At 68.5% G+C, this 14,448-nt stretch carries 17 protein-coding genes; 7 read left to right on the top strand and 10 right to left on the bottom strand.

All coding sequences use genetic code 11. The features are described 5' to 3' along the window. Positions 1 to 136 precede the first annotated feature (136 nt). A complete protein-coding gene (locus tag IEX50_RS11700; protein WP_229673937.1) occupies positions 137 to 1,222 on the top strand; it encodes an MBL fold metallo-hydrolase in 1,086 nt (361 codons plus the stop codon). A gap of 18 nt (positions 1,223 to 1,240) precedes the next feature. On the opposite strand, the gene IEX50_RS11695 is transcribed toward IEX50_RS11700, so the two are convergent. After that, the gene (locus IEX50_RS11695; protein ID WP_229673935.1) at positions 1,241 to 2,710 is read right to left on the bottom strand and encodes a vWA domain-containing protein; all 1,470 of its coding nucleotides are present in this window, start codon (positions 2,708 to 2,710) and stop codon (positions 1,241 to 1,243) included. On the opposite strand from IEX50_RS11695, the gene IEX50_RS17465 reads away from it, so the two are divergent. Further along, positions 2,709 to 2,981 (top strand): hypothetical protein, encoded by a 273-nt coding sequence (locus IEX50_RS17465; protein ID WP_198350642.1) that lies wholly within the window; start codon positions 2,709 to 2,711, stop codon positions 2,979 to 2,981. The genes IEX50_RS11695 and IEX50_RS17465 overlap by 2 nt on opposite strands. A gap of 129 nt (positions 2,982 to 3,110) precedes the next feature. On the opposite strand, the gene IEX50_RS11690 is transcribed toward IEX50_RS17465, so the two are convergent. From IEX50_RS11690 to IEX50_RS11675, 4 genes are all read right to left on the bottom strand, one after another. Continuing rightward, complete coding sequence (locus IEX50_RS11690) at positions 3,111 to 3,968, bottom strand: arylamine N-acetyltransferase family protein (RefSeq protein WP_157176081.1); 858 nt, start codon at positions 3,966 to 3,968, stop codon at positions 3,111 to 3,113. Beyond that, a complete protein-coding gene (locus IEX50_RS11685) occupies positions 3,965 to 4,438 on the bottom strand; it encodes a DUF3617 domain-containing protein (RefSeq protein ID WP_157176080.1) in 474 nt (157 codons plus the stop codon). Before IEX50_RS11685 ends, IEX50_RS11690 begins: the two co-directional genes overlap by 4 nt. A gap of 174 nt (positions 4,439 to 4,612) precedes the next feature. Next, the gene (sciP, locus tag IEX50_RS11680; RefSeq protein ID WP_157176079.1) at positions 4,613 to 4,912 is read right to left on the bottom strand and encodes a CtrA inhibitor SciP; all 300 of its coding nucleotides are present in this window, start codon (positions 4,910 to 4,912) and stop codon (positions 4,613 to 4,615) included. 114 nt (positions 4,913 to 5,026) lie between these two features. Continuing rightward, positions 5,027 to 5,305: a hypothetical protein gene (locus IEX50_RS11675; protein WP_157176078.1), complete on the bottom strand. Its 279-nt coding sequence runs from the start codon at positions 5,303 to 5,305 to the stop codon at positions 5,027 to 5,029. A 106-nt stretch (positions 5,306 to 5,411) separates the two neighbouring features. Between IEX50_RS11675 and mnmA the strand changes: the two genes are divergently transcribed. Continuing rightward, positions 5,412 to 6,518, top strand: coding sequence for a tRNA 2-thiouridine(34) synthase MnmA (mnmA, locus tag IEX50_RS11670; RefSeq protein ID WP_157176077.1), 1,107 nt, complete (start codon positions 5,412 to 5,414; stop codon positions 6,516 to 6,518). Between the two features lie 180 nt (positions 6,519 to 6,698). Next, positions 6,699 to 7,376, top strand: a complete 678-nt coding sequence (locus IEX50_RS11665; protein ID WP_157176076.1) for a class I SAM-dependent methyltransferase — start codon at positions 6,699 to 6,701, stop codon at positions 7,374 to 7,376. A 50-nt stretch (positions 7,377 to 7,426) separates the two neighbouring features. On the opposite strand, the gene IEX50_RS11660 is transcribed toward IEX50_RS11665, so the two are convergent. From IEX50_RS11660 to IEX50_RS11640, 5 genes are all read right to left on the bottom strand, one after another. Further along, complete coding sequence (locus IEX50_RS11660) at positions 7,427 to 7,690, bottom strand: hypothetical protein (RefSeq protein ID WP_157176075.1); 264 nt, start codon at positions 7,688 to 7,690, stop codon at positions 7,427 to 7,429. Positions 7,691 to 7,813: 123 nt separating this feature from the next. Further along, positions 7,814 to 8,884 (bottom strand): chorismate synthase, encoded by a 1,071-nt coding sequence (gene aroC / locus IEX50_RS11655; protein WP_157176074.1) that lies wholly within the window; start codon positions 8,882 to 8,884, stop codon positions 7,814 to 7,816. A gap of 125 nt (positions 8,885 to 9,009) precedes the next feature. Continuing rightward, positions 9,010 to 9,813, bottom strand: coding sequence for an enoyl-ACP reductase FabI (gene fabI, locus IEX50_RS11650; RefSeq protein ID WP_157176073.1), 804 nt, complete (start codon positions 9,811 to 9,813; stop codon positions 9,010 to 9,012). 16 nt (positions 9,814 to 9,829) lie between these two features. Then, the gene (locus IEX50_RS11645; RefSeq protein ID WP_229673933.1) at positions 9,830 to 10,819 is read right to left on the bottom strand and encodes a YihY/virulence factor BrkB family protein; all 990 of its coding nucleotides are present in this window, start codon (positions 10,817 to 10,819) and stop codon (positions 9,830 to 9,832) included. Between the two features lie 43 nt (positions 10,820 to 10,862). Next, positions 10,863 to 11,810, bottom strand: a complete 948-nt coding sequence (locus IEX50_RS11640) for a DnaJ C-terminal domain-containing protein (protein WP_157176072.1) — start codon at positions 11,808 to 11,810, stop codon at positions 10,863 to 10,865. Positions 11,811 to 11,964: 154 nt separating this feature from the next. Between IEX50_RS11640 and pdxH the strand changes: the two genes are divergently transcribed. Genes pdxH through IEX50_RS11625 form a run of 3 tightly spaced genes read left to right on the top strand, consistent with a single transcriptional unit; the run spans position 11,965 to position 14,326 of the window. Beyond that, positions 11,965 to 12,543 carry a pyridoxamine 5'-phosphate oxidase gene (gene pdxH, locus IEX50_RS11635; protein WP_157176071.1) on the top strand — a complete coding sequence of 193 codons (579 nt, stop codon included), beginning with the start codon at positions 11,965 to 11,967 and terminating at the stop codon, positions 12,541 to 12,543. Next, positions 12,540 to 13,484: a cation diffusion facilitator family transporter gene (locus IEX50_RS11630; protein ID WP_157176070.1), complete on the top strand. Its 945-nt coding sequence runs from the start codon at positions 12,540 to 12,542 to the stop codon at positions 13,482 to 13,484. Before pdxH ends, IEX50_RS11630 begins: the two co-directional genes overlap by 4 nt. A gap of 32 nt (positions 13,485 to 13,516) precedes the next feature. Then, positions 13,517 to 14,326, top strand: a complete 810-nt coding sequence (locus tag IEX50_RS11625; RefSeq protein ID WP_157176069.1) for a PhzF family phenazine biosynthesis protein — start codon at positions 13,517 to 13,519, stop codon at positions 14,324 to 14,326. The last annotated feature ends 122 nt before the right edge of the window (positions 14,327 to 14,448 follow it).

Raw genomic sequence — 14,448 nt, 5'->3', positions numbered from 1 at the left:
CGTTCCGCGAACGGTTGTTGGTGCGGTAGGCGGTGCGGACCCGACCCGGCGGCGGGGCGTTCGGGGCTGACGGGAGTATGAGGATGGACATATGGGGCGGATCGGCAGGAGACTTGGCGCAGGATTGCTGTTCGTCGTGGTTGCCCTGTGCTTGGCGGTGGTGATCGTGCCGCGGTTCCTGGACCGGGTCTATTATCGCGGGCCGGTGAGCGACCATTTCGATGGCGAGCGCTTCTTCAATCCTCCGGGCACGACCGGGAATGCGCCGCGGTCCGGATCGATGGCGCGGTTCATGAGCGGGCGCGATCGGGCGCCGTGGCCGAAGTCGGTGGCGGTGAAGCCCGGCGGCGCGCTCGCCGCGCTGACGCCGTGCCCGGCGCGGACCGGTGGCGTGGTGCACGAGGCCTGGGCACAGTGCATGCCGGCCGACACGATCGATCCGCAGCGGATGGCGGTGACCTGGATCGGCCATTCGACCGCGCTGATCCAAACGCAGCGGCTGGCGATCCTGACGGACCCGATCTGGTCAGAACGCGCGTCGCCGGTCGGGTTCGCGGGGCCCAAGCGGGTGCGCGCGCCGGGGATCGCGTTCGACGCGTTGCCCAAGATCGACGTCGTGCTGCTCAGCCATAATCACTATGATCATATGGACCTGGCAACGCTGAAGGCGTTGTGGGCGCGTGACAAGCCGTTGATCGTGACGTCGCTCGGCAACGACACGATCCTGCGGAAGGCGGGGATCACCGCGGTCGCGCGCGACTGGGGCGGCAGCGTGGCGGTGACGCCGGAGGTGTCGGTGGTGGTCGAGCGCGTTCAACATTGGGGGTCGCGGTTCGGTTCGGACCGCAACCGGGCCTTGTGGTCGGGCTTCACGGTAAAGCTGCCGGGCGGCAACATCTTCTTCGCGGGCGACACGGGTTACGGCGACGGCAGCTGGGCGCGCGATGCGGCGGCGCGCGGCCCCGTGCGGCTGGCGATCATCCCGATCGGGGCGTACGAACCGCGCGGCCTGATGGCGGACGCGCATATGAACCCGGCCGAGGCGGCGGCGGTGTTCCGTACGCTGGGCGCGGCCCGCGCGCTCGGCGTTCACTGGGGCACGTTCCAGCTGACCGATGAGGCGATCGATGCGCCGCCGCTGGCGCTGGTCGCCGCGCTGACCCCCGCCGAACGGGCCCGGTTCAGGGTGACCGAGGCGGGGGTGCCGTGGGAGGTCGAGTAGAGCTCGCCCCGGCCGGCATCAGTCCTTCGCCTGTCCGGCCAGGCCGGCGAGCGTGATGAACTCCTGCCGCACGGGATCGCGTTGCGGGCCGGCGAGGCGCGTGACGTCGGCCATGCCGAAACGACCGAGATAGGTGTCGCCGCGCAGGCGCTGGCCGTAAGCCGCGACCGCCGTAACGAACGCCATGTCACCGGTCGGTGCACGGGCATTCCGCAATGCGGTAGCGGGCACGACGCGTGACAGCGCGCGCGAGGTCGTCTCGCCGGGCAGCTTGTAGCGCAGCCTGACCTCGCAGGCCTCCGATCCGCCGGCGGTGGGGGCCGCCCGGTTCGCCGGGTAGCGCCGCGACGGTGTCCAGCCCGCGGCACCGGCGGGCACGACCTCGTAGAGCGCGGTTACCTGGTGCCCGGCACCGACGTCGCCTGCATCGACCGCGTCGTTGGTGAAGTCCTCTTCGCGAAGCGCGCGATTCTCGTAGCCGATCAGCCGGTACTGGCTGACCTGTGCGGGATTGAATTCGACCTGGATCTTCACGTCCTGCGCGACCGTGACCAGCGTGGCGGACAGCTCGTCGCCGAGCACCTTGTCGGCCTCCTGCGCGCTGTCGATATAGGCATAGTTGCCGTTGCCGACGTCGGCGATCCGCTCCATCATCGCCTCGTTATAGTTGCCGGTGCCGAACCCCAGCGTGGTGAGCGTGATGCCGGTGTCGCGGTTGCGCTTCACAAGGGCCTCGAGCGTGGCATTGTCGCTGACACCGACGTTGAAGTCACCGTCGGTCGCCAGGAAGATGCGGTTGACCCCGCCGCGGCGGAAGTGCGCGCGGGCGAGCGAATAGGCCAGTTCGATGCCCTCACCGCCGGCGGTCGACCCGCCTGCGGCGAGACAGTCGAGCGCCGCGTCGATGTAGCGTGTCTGCGACGTCGGCTCCAGCACGACGCCCGCGCTGCCCGCATAGGCGACGATCGAGACGCGGTCGTCGGCGCGCAGGCGCTTGGCGAGGCCGCGCAGCGCGTCCTTGACCAGCGGCAGCTTGTCCGGCGTGTTCATCGACCCCGACGTATCGACAAGGAAGACGATGTTCGCCGCCGGTCGTGCGGCCGTGGCGACGGCGTCCGCGCGCAACCCGACGCGCAGCAGGCGGGTGTTCGGGTTCCAGGGGGTGCGCGCCACGTCGGTGGTGACGCTGAACGGTTGGCGCCGGTCGGTCGGGCGGGGATAGTCGTAGCGGAAATAGTTGATCATCTCCTCGGTCCGGACCGCCGCCGCCGGAACCGGTTCGCCTTTGTTCAGGAAGCGGCGGACATTCGCATAGGCACCGGTATCGACATCGACCGAGAAGGTGGAGACCGGGGTGGTCGCGCTGTTCTTGATGGAGGCGACCGCCTCGCCGGCATAGCGCTCGGTATTGCCGGCCGCTCCGTACGGCGGCTGCCCAGGAGGTGTGAAGACGGGGGTTCGGACGATGGATGGTGCGCGGGCACCCATGGCTGAGGGCTCCGGCGGAAGCGGAGCGGGGGCGGGCGGTGGTGCGATGGGCGAGGGCGCGACGGTGCTGAGCGATGGTGGTGGGGCGTTCATGACGGCGCCCGAGCGCGATCGGCGCGTGAAGCCGCTCTTCGCCACGATTGCTTCGCCGTCGTCCCCGGTGCGGCAGCGGACAGGCGAATCGTCGGCCGACGATCGTGCGGGAGGTGGCGGGGGAGGGGCGGCCGCGAGAAGCGCCATGCCCGCGGCAACGGCGATAACCGACTGGTAGACCATGATGCTCTCCCCCTTATTAGCCGGGAGCGTCGCATGGGGCACGGTTGTCGGCAAGCGGTGGTTGGAACCGATTCGAGTTATTTCAGAACCGGTTGCGGCTGCCCTGGCTGACTAGAAGTGCAGCCTAGAACAGCTCCAACGCAGCCACTTCTTCCGCGGTCAGGTCGATGCCGAAGACGAGGCTGAGGCGCATGCGGTAGACGCGCGGGTCGGTGATGTCGGTGGTGACCGCCTCCGTGCCGTTGCGACGGCGATAGTGGCGGTCGGTGAGGCTGGCGAAACCGCGCGGCAGGACGATGCTGACGATCGCCATGGTGGTGAAGCGGTGGTTCGGCACGGTCGCGATGTGGTGGTTGCACTGCGCGATATCGGCCGGCCAAACGGCGTCTTCGGTGAAGCTGTACTGGCGGATCGGGCCGCCGCCGGGCTGCGCCACGCCGCGCGCATCGGTGGCGTGGAGATCGCCGTCGCGCGTCGTGACCCAGCCATGGACCGCATCGGCATGAAGCCGGTGGACCGCACCGTCCGGGCTGGTCGCGGTGGCGCCGTCGCGCAGCGGCATCGGCGGGGTGTAGGCGCCGCCGAACCCGGCGTCCGCGATCCAGGGGCCATCGGGCAGTTCGACGAGCAGCAGCTGGTGGGTGCGCGCCGGGATCGCGTCGCCGGTCGCATCGTCCGGCACGCCCAGCCAGACGCGCGCGAGCAGCGGGCGGACGACGAAGCCGATCGCGGTCAACGCCGCGGCGAACAGCTGGTTATGTTCGAAGCAATAGCCGCCACGCCGCGTGCCGACGAGCTTGGCGAAGATTGCATCCGGCGCGATCGAGACGCCGCGGCCGAGCCTGACGTCGAGATTTTCGAACGGGATCGTCATGCGTTGCGCGCGCTGGATGGTGGCGACACCGTCCGCATCGGCCTTGGGTGCCTCCGACAGGCCGATGCGCGAGAGGTAGGCGGGCAGGTCGAACGGCTGGTCGGTCATTTGCATTTCGGTCCGGCATGGGTGGCGACCTGATCCGCGACGATGCGGAGCGGGCCCTTCGGCGTTGTGCCGGTCATCGTCATGCGCAGCGCGAAGCCGGCCGGCGTGTAGGTGCCGACGCGCGTGATCCGCATCGGTGCCCCGCCGCCCTTCTTCTGCGGGCAGAGCATGACATGGTCGACGCGGCCGTTCGCGACGACGGCGCGCTCGACGCTGCATCTAGCCTCGGGCTTCGGCGCCATCAGCGTGGCGACGCCGGACCTCGCGTCGGCGGGCAGCACGCACTTGTTCTCGGTCTTCGACTTGCCCTGCATCATGCGGACCATGAAGGCGGGCACGCCGGGGATCACCAGTTCGACGCCGGTCGACTTCACGTCCCAACGGCCGGGGGCGAGCCCCTGTGCGGGCAGCATCGCGGGGGCGAGCAGGAGCGGGATCGTCAGGAGACGGGCGGAGGATCGCGGGCGCATGCCTCGTCATGTCGCGGGATGCGGGCGGGCACAAGAAAAACCCCGCCGCCCGGGTGGGGCGGCGGGGCCGAGGTGTCGGTTCGGGGGAATCGCGGCGCTTTACGCACCTTGCGAACTGGGGAAACTCTGTGGGCTGCCATTCCGGCTGCCTGACGTGACCATGGCGGGCAGAGGTTAATATTTCGTCTTGCGATCGTAGAGCGACTTGTAGTGCTGGATCCGCGTGACACGCAGGCCGGGCATGCCGGACCGGTCGACCGCGCGCTGCCAGCTGGCGAATTCCTCCAGGCTGAGCCCGTAACGATCGCAGACCTCGTCGACCGACAGCAGCCCGCCGCTGACCGCGGCCACGACTTCAGCCTTGCGGCGCACGACCCAGCGAGTCGTCTGCGGCGGCGGCAGGCTGTCGACGGTCAACGGTTCGCCGAGCGGGCCGATGACCTGAGCCGGTCTGATTTTCTGGTTCTCGATCATAACTACCTCAGGCTGGGCCAGTCGGGGAAGGCCTCACTCTTGCTAACGCCGGTGTAAAGCATGGAAATATAAGGAACGTTGAAACGGGAAGGTAAAGGCGCCGGTCAGTTTTGCTCAGGGTTTGAGCGGCGGAAACTTCAGAGACAACGCGGCATCGAAACTGCCGCCGAGAGCCGCCGCCGCGCGCACCCAACCGGGTTCGCACAGCATCAGCACCACCAGCGCGGCATCGCGACCGGGGAAGGCGGTGGTCGCATGCGCGATCCGTTCCGCCGCCATCGCGGTGACACCCCGCGCCTGCGCCGCCGCAAGCCCGGCCACCACGGCGTGGTAGTCGAGCGCCCCGTCTTCGCGCAGGCGGGCGCGATTGCGCCGGTGAAACCCAAGATCCATAAGCTGTCCATATGGTCGCTGCCGAACCTCTTGATAGGCCTACTATGGTTTAAGGGAAGTAAAGGCCGGGGTCCCGATCGCACACAAAATGCGGTAGGGCGTGCGAATGGACGGAGAATTTCAACTGGGCGACGACCTGCGCGGCAGGCGGATCGTGGTGGCGATGTCGGGCGGCGTCGACAGCTCGGTGGTGGCCGCATTGGCCAAGGCGAGCGGCGCGGAGACGATCGGCGTGACGCTGCAGTTGTACGATCATGGCGCGGCGGTGAAACGGGCCGGCGCGTGTTGCGCGGGGCAGGACATTCGCGATGCACGCGCGGTAGCGGACCGGCTGGGTATCGCGCATTATGTGTTCGATTATGAAAGCCGGTTCCGCGACGGCGTGATCGCTGACTTCGCCGATGAATATGCCCGGGGGCGGACGCCGATCCCGTGCGTGCGGTGCAACCAGGGGGTGAAGTTCACCGACCTGTTCGGCATTGCGCGCGAACTGGGCGCGGACTGCCTGGCGACGGGCCATTATGTGCAGCGCGTGGTGGGCGCGGGCGGTCAGGCGGAGCTGCACCGCGCGATCGACCCGGCGCGCGACCAGAGCTATTTCCTGTTCGCGACCACGCAGGACCAGCTCGACTATCTGCGCTTTCCGCTGGGCGGGATGCCGAAGGCGCAGGTGCGGGCGATCGCGGCGGACAACGGCCTGGCGGTGGCGATGAAGCCCGACAGCCAGGATATCTGTTTCGTCCCGGACGGCGACTATGCCGGGATCGTCAAGCGGCTGCGCCCTGAGACGGCCGAGCCGGGCGACATCGTCGACCTGGACGGGCGGGTGCTGGGGCGACACCGCGGGATCGCGCATTTTACGGTCGGGCAGCGCAAGGGCCTGGAGATCGGCGGCAGTCCCTATCCGCTCTATGTCGTGCGGGTCGAGCCGGAGGCGCGGCGCGTGGTGGCGGGGCCGCGCGCGGCGCTCGCGGTGGCGGCGGCGCGGGTCGAGGACATGAACTGGATCGGCGGCGATCATGCCGGGCCGTTGATGGCCAAGGTGCGATCGATGGCGAAGCCGGTGCCGGCATGGCTGGACGGCGACCGGGTCCGGTTCGCGACGCCGGAATATGGCGTATCGCCGGGGCAGGCGACGGTGTTCTATGCCGGCGAGCGCGTGCTGGGCGGCGGCTGGATCGCGGAGACCGAGGCGGCGTTGCAGGTCGCGTGACGGCGGCCGGTGACTGAAACACGGTGGTCCGGCCCGGGCGGCGCGCAACGTCATTGACGAACGGTCGCTCCCGACGCATCGGTCCACAACACGCGAGCGATCACGGAGGCTCCCATTTCCTTTCCCCAGGAACGCGCCCGCACGAGACCGTTGCCGGATGCCGATCGTCTGAGGTCCGGCATGCGCATGCTGAACGAGTGGATCGCGGTGGGTGCGGCCGGTGCGGTCGGCTGGCCATGGCTGCTGAAGAGCCTGGGCGATGGTGGCCCGATGGCGCGCGCGGCGCTGCTCGCGCGCACCGGGCTGGACGATGACGCGCTGCCCGATCTGGGCAGCTGGCGGGCGGATGCCGATTTCCTGAACATCATTGCGACGGAGATCCTGGAACGGCGGCCGCGCACCGTGGTCGAACTGGGCGGCGGGACGAGCACGCTGGTCGCCGCGCATTGCCTGGAGAAGATTGGCGGCGGGCGGCTGGTCAGCATCGACGGGAGCGAACCGTTCGCCGATGCGACGCGTGAGATGGTCCATGCCCGCGGGCTGGAGGCCGAGGTGCGCGCGGCACCGCTTGATTATCAGGAGAATGGCTGGCCGGGGGCATGGTACGCGCCGGTCCCGCTGCCGGATCGGATCGACCTGCTGATCGTCGACGGGCCGCCATGGTTCCTGCATCCGATGGTGCGCGGCGCGGCGGCGACGTTGTTCGACCGGATCCCGAGCGGCGGGACCGTCCTGCTCGACGATGCGGCGCGGCCGGGCGAGCGGCTGGTGGCGCGGCGCTGGAAGCGCGAATGGCCGGACTTTACGTTCCACCGCGTGACCAACACCGCCGGCACGCTGATCGGGCGGCGCCGGTAACAAAAAAGGGCGACCCGCGGGCCGCCCTTTTTCAATCATCGGATCATGCGTCATCCGCGTGGCGTCGGCTTCGGCTTCGTCGGGTCCGGCGTCGTCGTCGGGGCCATCGGATCCGGCGTGGTGGTCGCGACCGAGTTGGTGGTCGTGGCCGGGTCGGAGACGCCCGCCGCGTTGTCCATCATCGGCTCGGACGCGGGAGTGTTCATCGTGCTGCTTTCCGACGCGTTGCCGACCGGCGGGGTCATGCCCGCCTGTGCGATGGCGACGACCGGTGCGAAGGCAATCAATGCGCCCATCAGGTGACGGTTCTTCATGAGACATCCTTTCCTGTGTTATTTGCGATCAACGCCCGAACACATCGGAAGACGCTCCCTTCACCGCGCCGAAAGGCTCCGTTCGGCGCGATACTGAATAAAAGCTGACCAGAAGCGGCAATCTCAGCCGATCTGGCCGCGGTGCAGCAGTTTGTGATCGGCCAGGACGAGCGCCATCATCGCTTCCACCACCGGCGCGGCGCGGATGCCGACGCAGGGGTCATGGCGGCCCTTGGTCGCGATCTCCGCCGCCGCACCGGTGCGGTCGATCGTCTCGACCGGCGTCAGAATCGACGAGGTGGGTTTCAGCGCGACGCGGACCACCACCGGCTGCCCGGTCGCGATGCCGCCCGCGATGCCGCCGGCGTGGTTGGCGAGGAACAGCGGGCGGCCGTCGGGGCCGGGGCGCATCGCGTCGGCATTGCCCTCCCCCGCCAGCCGGGCCGCGGCGAACCCGTCGCCGATCTCGACGCCTTTGACCGCGTTGATGCTCATCATCGCACCGGCCAGATCGCCGTCGAGCTTGGCATAGAGCGGCGCGCCCCAGCCGGCGGGCACGCCCTCGGCGACGCACTCGACGACCGCGCCGAGCGAGGAGCCGGCCTTGCGCGCGGCGTCGACCAGCACCTCCCAGCGCGCGGCAGCGGCGGGATCGGGGCAGAAGAACGGGTTGCGATCGATCTCCGCATCGTCGTGCGCGGCGCGGTCGATGACGTCGCCGCCGATCTCGGTCAGGTAGGCGCGGATCCGGACCTCCGGGATGACACCGCGCGCGACGGCCGCGGCGGCGACCCGTGCGGCGGTCTCGCGCGCGGACGATCGCCCGCCGCCGCGTGGGTCGCGGAAGCCGTATTTGGCGTCATAGGCATAGTCGGCGTGGCCGGGGCGGTAGGCGACGGCGACGTTGGCATAGTCCTTCGACCTCTGGTCGACATTCTCGATCATCAGGCTGATCGGCGTGCCGGTGGTGCGCCCCTCGAACACGCCGGACAGGATGCGGACGATGTCGGGTTCGCGGCGCTGCGTGGTGAAGCGCGACGTGCCGGGGCGACGCTTGTCGAGCCAGGGCTGGATGTCCGCTTCGGACAGCGCGATGCCGGGCGGGCACCCGTCGACCACCGCGCCGAGTGCCGGCCCATGGCTCTCGCCCCAGCTGGTGTAGCGGAACATGCGACCGAACGTGTTGAAGCTCATGCTTTAGCCTCTTCTTTCCGGGCAGAGGGGAGCAACGGTGCGTCAGGCCGCAACCGTTTCATGGGGGCTCCCCGTCGGCCCCTCTCCCCGGCCCTCTCCCCGGAGGGGAGAGGGAGAAGTGAAGATTACGCCAGGGCGATGTCCGGGGCGTCTTCGGCCTTCATGCCAATGACGTTGTAACCGGCGTCGACATGGTGGATCTCGCCGGTCACGCCGGAGGCGAGGTCGGAAAGGAGATAGACGCCCGCGCCGCCGACATCGTCGATCGTCACGTTGCGACGGAGCGGGCTGTTCAGCTCGTTCCATTTCAGGATGTAGCGGAAATCGCCGATCCCGCTGGCGGCGAGCGTCTTGATCGGGCCGGCGGAGATCGCGTTGACGCGGATATTTTCGGGGCCGAGGTCCATCGCGAGATACTTCACGCTGGCCTCCAGCGCGGCCTTGGCGACGCCCATGACGTTATAGTGCGGCACGACCTTTTCCGCGCCATAGTAGCTGAGCGTCAGGATCGAGCCGCCGTTCGGCATCATCGCGCGCGCCGCGCGGGTGACCGCGACGAATGAATAGGCCGAGATGTTCATCGTCATCAGGAAATTGTCGAGGCTGGTGTCGACATAGAGCCCGCGCAGCTCGTTCTTGTCGGAGAAGCCGATCGCATGGACGAGGAAGTCGATCGTCGGCCAGCGTTCGGCGACTTCCGCGAAGCTCTTGTCGAGCGCGGCCATGTCGGACACGTCGCAGTCGACGAGGAAGTCGGACCCGACCTCCTCAGCCAGCGGGCGGACGCGGCGCAGCAGGGAGTCGCCCTGGTAGGTGAAGGCGAGTTCGGCACCCTGCGCACGAAGCGCCTTGGCGATGCCCCAGGCCAGCGACCGCTCATTCGCCAGGCCCATGATCAAACCGCGTTTACCGTCCATCAATCCGGGCATCGTCACTCCTTCGTCGTCACGTACTGACGGCCGGGTCCTCTATATCCGGGACGACCGTTTCCGCCAGTGCCGCATTCAAATGGGCACCGACCACGATCCCGAGGCCGACGGTCCAGAAGAAGAACAGCGCGACGATCGTGCCGGCAAGCCCGCCATAGGTCGGTTCGTACCCGCCAAGCTGGGCAAGCAGCATCGGCAGCAGCGCGGTGGTGCCGAGCCACCAGACCGTCACGAGCAGCGCACCCGGCCATTTCGGACAGTTGCCGTAACGATATTTGGACGGGGTGAGCGTGAGGAACAGCAGATAGAGCGCGCCGAACATGAGGGCGGCGGGGACGAGCCGGGAAAGCCCGATCCAGCCGGCGATATCCTGCGCCCAGGGGAGCAGGCGGTAGATGATCTGTTCCGCGGCGGTCAGCACGCCCTGCGCCACGAACGAGATGAGCGCGAGCATGACCGACACGACGATGATCGCGACCGACCCCAGCCGGTAATGCCAGAATGGCTGGCTGGAGGTTGTGCCATAGGCGCGGCGCAGGATGTCGCGGATCGTCTCGATGAACGAGCCGACCGTCCAGAGCCCCACGAGCGCACCAAGCCAGAGGAGCGAGCCGGTGCGGGCCTTCAGCACCTGTAGGATCGGCGCGCGGAGCAGGTCCGCGACGCCGTTCGGCAGTGTTTCAAGGAAGGAGTTGACGGTGCGCAGGCCGTCGTCGCTGCGCCCCAGGATCGACGCGATCGCGAGCGCGACGATGAAGAACGGGAACAGCGTCAGCAGCGCCAGATAGGCGATGTTGCCGGCGTGGATGAAACCGTCGGAATAGACGCCGATCCCAACGCGCTTCAGCACCTCGAACGGGTAGGTGCCGGGCCGGACCTTGGCGACCTGTCGCCCGAGCCGGTTGCGGCGGCGGGCGCGGGCCTCTGGCGATTCGGGCGACACACCACCGAGCGACTCGGAAGGGTTGCCCTCCGCCGGCTCGGTTGTCCTGCTGCGGTCCGTCACGCGTGTCCCCTCAAGCTTTCCGCTACCGCACAGATGTCTGCAGTTATACGCCTAGGGCGGCGCGCGGGTTGCGCGTCTGCGTTTCGCGCCGGCTTTCGGCGAACGCGATCAGCTCCGCATCGTCGGCGGGCAGATCGACCGACAGCGTGACATATTGATAGCCGCGGCCGCCGCCCTTTTTGTGAAAGCCGCGCTCCTTCAGGCGGAGCGTCTTGCCCGAGGTCGACCCCTTGGGCACCGAGAAGTTCACCGGGCCGTCGACGGTCGGCACGCGGACCGTCGCGCCAAGCACCGCTTCCTCCAGCGTGATCGGCAGGGTCATGCGGATGTCGTCGCCGTCGCGCGTGTAGAAACGGTGCGGGTCGATCGCGATCGTAACGATCGCGTCGCCGATGCCGCCGGGGCCTTCCTCGCCCTGGCCGGTCAGCTTCATCGGCTTGCCATCGACCGCGTCGACGCTGAGCTTCAGGTCGATCGCCTTGCCGGTTGAGAGCGTCACGCGTTGCGGGGCTAGCGAGGCGGCATCCTCGAACGACACGGACAGTCGGTAGGCCATGTCCGCGCCCTTGGCCGGGGGCGAGCGGCGCGCGCCGAATCCGCCCGCCGGGCCACCGGCACCGCGCCGGCCACCGAACAACCCTTCGAAGATATCGCCGAAGTCGCCGGCGTCTGCGGTGGCACCGCCATAGCCGCCGGCCGCGCCGGGGCGACGCCCGCCTTGGCCCTGACCGCCGAACGGGCTGCCGCCATAGCCGAACGTCGCCTTGGGCTGACCGTTCTCGTCGATTTCGCCGCGGTCATATTGCGCGCGCTTGTCCTTGTCGGACAGCAGGTCGTACGCCTGCGTTATCTCGGAGAATTTCTCCGACGCCTTCGGATTGTCGCGATTGCGGTCGGGATGCAGCTCTTTCGCGAGCTTGCGATACGCCTTCTTAACGTCCGCCTCGCTCGCGCCGCGTGCCACGTTCAGCTTTGAATAGAGATCCGCCATGCGCCCCTTTCGCGCCCTTTCCGGGAAACGCCAACTGTTGCCGATATGTCACGGTGCAGATGGGTGCGCTTTTCGGGTGTGCAAGGGCAATCTGTCCTGATCCCGGGCGCACCGCGGGGTCGAAAAACAAAGACACTTGGGTTAAGGCGACGTCATGTCCACCGATCCGCATGCGCTGTTCGATGCCTGGCTGGCCGAGGCCACCGCATCCGAACCGAACGATCCGCAGGCGATGTGCCTGTCCACGGTCGCGCCCGACGGCCGCCCATCCGCGCGTATGGTCCTGCTGAAGGGCCATGACGAAGGCTTCGTGTTCTACACCAATCTGGAAAGCCGCAAGGCGGGCGATCTATTCGCGACGCAGGTGGCGGCGCTGACGTTCCACTGGAAATCGCTGCGCCGCCAGGTGCGGATCGAGGGGGCGGTCAGCCGCGTGTCGGATGCGGAGGGCGACGCGTATTTCGCGACGCGCGGCCGCGATTCGCAGCTCGGCGCCTGGGCGTCCGATCAGTCGCAGCCGCTCGACCGGCGCGAGACGTTCGATGCGCGGTTCGAAGCGATCAAGGCGCGGTTCGATGGTGGCCCGGTGCCGCGCCCGCCGCACTGGTCGGGTTTTCGCGTGACGCCGGACCGGATCGAGCTGTGGCAGGACCGTGCGCACCGGTTGCACGAACGGCGGCTGTTCACGCCCGACGGACAGGGTGGCTGGACCGAAGGGTTGCTGTACCCATGACCAAGGCGAACGGAATCCTGACATCGCGCGCGGCGCTTGCCAGCGTCGCGGTCGCCTGCGCGCTGATGGTGCTGAAGGGGTTCGCCGCCTGGCACACCGGGTCGGTCGCGATGCTCGGGTCGCTGGCGGACAGCGGGCTCGACCTGCTCGCGTCGCTGGTGACGCTGTACGGCGTGCGGCTGGCCGCGACGCCAGCGGACGACGACCACCGCTTCGGCCACGGCAAGGCGGAGGCGCTGGCCGCGCTGTTCCAGGTGGCGCTGATCACCGCGTCGGCGGTCGGCATCGGCTGGCGCGCGGTCATCAGTTTCGACAGCGCACAGGCGACCGACGATGCCGGGTTCGGCATCGCGGTGTCGGTGATCGCGATCCTGGCGACGTTCGGGCTGCTGGCGTATCAGCGCCGGATCATCGCGATGACCGGATCGGTCGCAATCCGTGCGGACAATGTCCATTACCAGTCCGATCTGCTGCTCAACCTGTCGGTGATCGCCGCGCTGGTGCTTGACCAGTATTTCCGCGTGAAGGGTGCCGATCCGCTGTTCGGCATCGCGATCGCGCTATGGCTGGCGTGGGGCGCGTTCCAGGCATCGAGCCAGGCGATCGACCAGCTGATGGACCGCGAATGGCCGGAGGCGGAGCGCGACGCATTCATGGACGTCGCGGCGCGGCACCCGGCGCTGCGTGGCATCCATGATTTCCGCACCCGGCGGTCGGGATCGCACGACTTCGCGCAGTTCCACATGTGCGTGGCGCGCGACATGACCGTCGCCGACGCGCACGACGTGATGGACGAGGTGGAGGAGAATATCCGGATGGCGTTCCCCAAGGTGGAGATCCTGATCCACCTGGACCCTGAAGGCCATATCGACGAGCCGGACAATCCGCTGGTCGAGGCGGACGTGACGCCGCCGTGGTTCGGGAAGCGGCTCGGGGTCTGAGGCCTTTCTAACTTTTCGATTCGGAGAACGCGATGCCTCGGTTCACGCAGGTCGATGCGTTCGCGTCGCGCCCTTTCACGGGCAACCCGGCGGCGGTGATCCCGCTCGATGCGTGGTTGCCGGACGACGTGCTGGTCGCGATCGCGGCGGAGAACAACCTGTCGGAGACGGCGTTCCTGCTCGCGACCCCGGGTGGCCCGGCGGATCATGAACTGCGCTGGTTCACGCCGACGAGCGAGATCGCGATGTGCGGGCATGCGACGCTGGCATCCGGGCATGTGCTGCTGAGCGACGACCTGTCGCTGAGCGCCGTGCGGTTCGCAACGCGGCAGGCGGGCGTGCTGGAGGTGCGGCGCGCGGATGGGGGCTACGTGCTCGACCTGCCGGCGACCATGGTGACCGCGGCTGACGCTGGTGACGCGCGGGTCGCGCCGTTGCTGGCGGCGCTGGGGCTGGCGGATGCGGCGGTGTTCTTCTCGGTGCCGCCGGTGCAGGAAACCGCGCTGATCGTGCTGCCGGACGAGGCCGCGGTGCGCGCGCTGGCGCCCGACATGGTGGCGCTGGCGGCGGTTCGGCTGATGGCGATCTGTACCGCGCCGGGGGTGGCGACCGATATGGTGAGCCGGGTGTTCGTGCCGGCCTGGGGCGTCGACGAGGATCCGGTGACGGGGGCTGCCCATGCCGCGCTGGCGCCGTGGTGGTCGGCGCGGCTGGGGCGGGCGGAGACCACGGCGCATCAGGCGAGCCGGCGGGGTGGGGATATGCTGTGCCGGGTCGAGGGGGGGCGCGTGTTGCTGACCGGGCAGTGCGTGACGGTGATCGAGGGGGTTATTTCGGTTTAGTTTTGGCATGGCCTGGCCCTGCTCCCTCCCCCCTTGGGGGGGAGGGTCGGGGTGGGGGGCTTGGCTTGGGGTGAGGTTCGAGTCGTCGCGACTTACTAGCTGGGCGTTTCGCGAATCTTTCG

Source organism: Sphingomonas prati, assembly GCF_014643515.1.
Classification (GTDB): Bacteria; Pseudomonadota; Alphaproteobacteria; order Sphingomonadales; family Sphingomonadaceae; genus Sphingomonas_R; species Sphingomonas_R prati.
Note: the sequence above shows the minus strand (reverse complement) of the source record. Positions and strands in the feature narration are given on the sequence as shown.

What these genes read in the sequence shown, in the direction of transcription:
- IEX50_RS17465 (WP_198350642.1), top strand. Translation starts at nt 2,709, where the DNA reads ATGGCTGAGGGCTCCGGCGGAAGCGGAGCGGGGGCGGGCGGTGGTGCG.
- IEX50_RS11695 (WP_229673935.1), bottom strand. Translation starts at nt 2,710, where the DNA reads ATGGGTGCCCGCGCACCATCCATCGTCCGAACCCCCGTCTTCACACCT.
- IEX50_RS11690 (WP_157176081.1), bottom strand. Translation starts at nt 3,968, where the DNA reads ATGACCGACCAGCCGTTCGACCTGCCCGCCTACCTCTCGCGCATCGGC.
- IEX50_RS11685 (WP_157176080.1), bottom strand. Translation starts at nt 4,438, where the DNA reads ATGCGCCCGCGATCCTCCGCCCGTCTCCTGACGATCCCGCTCCTGCTC.
- sciP (WP_157176079.1), bottom strand. Translation starts at nt 4,912, where the DNA reads ATGATCGAGAACCAGAAAATCAGACCGGCTCAGGTCATCGGCCCGCTC.
- IEX50_RS11675 (WP_157176078.1), bottom strand. Translation starts at nt 5,305, where the DNA reads ATGGATCTTGGGTTTCACCGGCGCAATCGCGCCCGCCTGCGCGAAGAC.
- mnmA (WP_157176077.1), top strand. Translation starts at nt 5,412, where the DNA reads ATGGACGGAGAATTTCAACTGGGCGACGACCTGCGCGGCAGGCGGATC.
- IEX50_RS11665 (WP_157176076.1), top strand. Translation starts at nt 6,699, where the DNA reads ATGCGCATGCTGAACGAGTGGATCGCGGTGGGTGCGGCCGGTGCGGTC.
- IEX50_RS11660 (WP_157176075.1), bottom strand. Translation starts at nt 7,690, where the DNA reads ATGAAGAACCGTCACCTGATGGGCGCATTGATTGCCTTCGCACCGGTC.
- aroC (WP_157176074.1), bottom strand. Translation starts at nt 8,884, where the DNA reads ATGAGCTTCAACACGTTCGGTCGCATGTTCCGCTACACCAGCTGGGGC.
- fabI (WP_157176073.1), bottom strand. Translation starts at nt 9,813, where the DNA reads ATGCCCGGATTGATGGACGGTAAACGCGGTTTGATCATGGGCCTGGCG.
- IEX50_RS11640 (WP_157176072.1), bottom strand. Translation starts at nt 11,810, where the DNA reads ATGGCGGATCTCTATTCAAAGCTGAACGTGGCACGCGGCGCGAGCGAG.
- pdxH (WP_157176071.1), top strand. Translation starts at nt 11,965, where the DNA reads ATGTCCACCGATCCGCATGCGCTGTTCGATGCCTGGCTGGCCGAGGCC.
- IEX50_RS11630 (WP_157176070.1), top strand. Translation starts at nt 12,540, where the DNA reads ATGACCAAGGCGAACGGAATCCTGACATCGCGCGCGGCGCTTGCCAGC.
- IEX50_RS11625 (WP_157176069.1), top strand. Translation starts at nt 13,517, where the DNA reads ATGCCTCGGTTCACGCAGGTCGATGCGTTCGCGTCGCGCCCTTTCACG.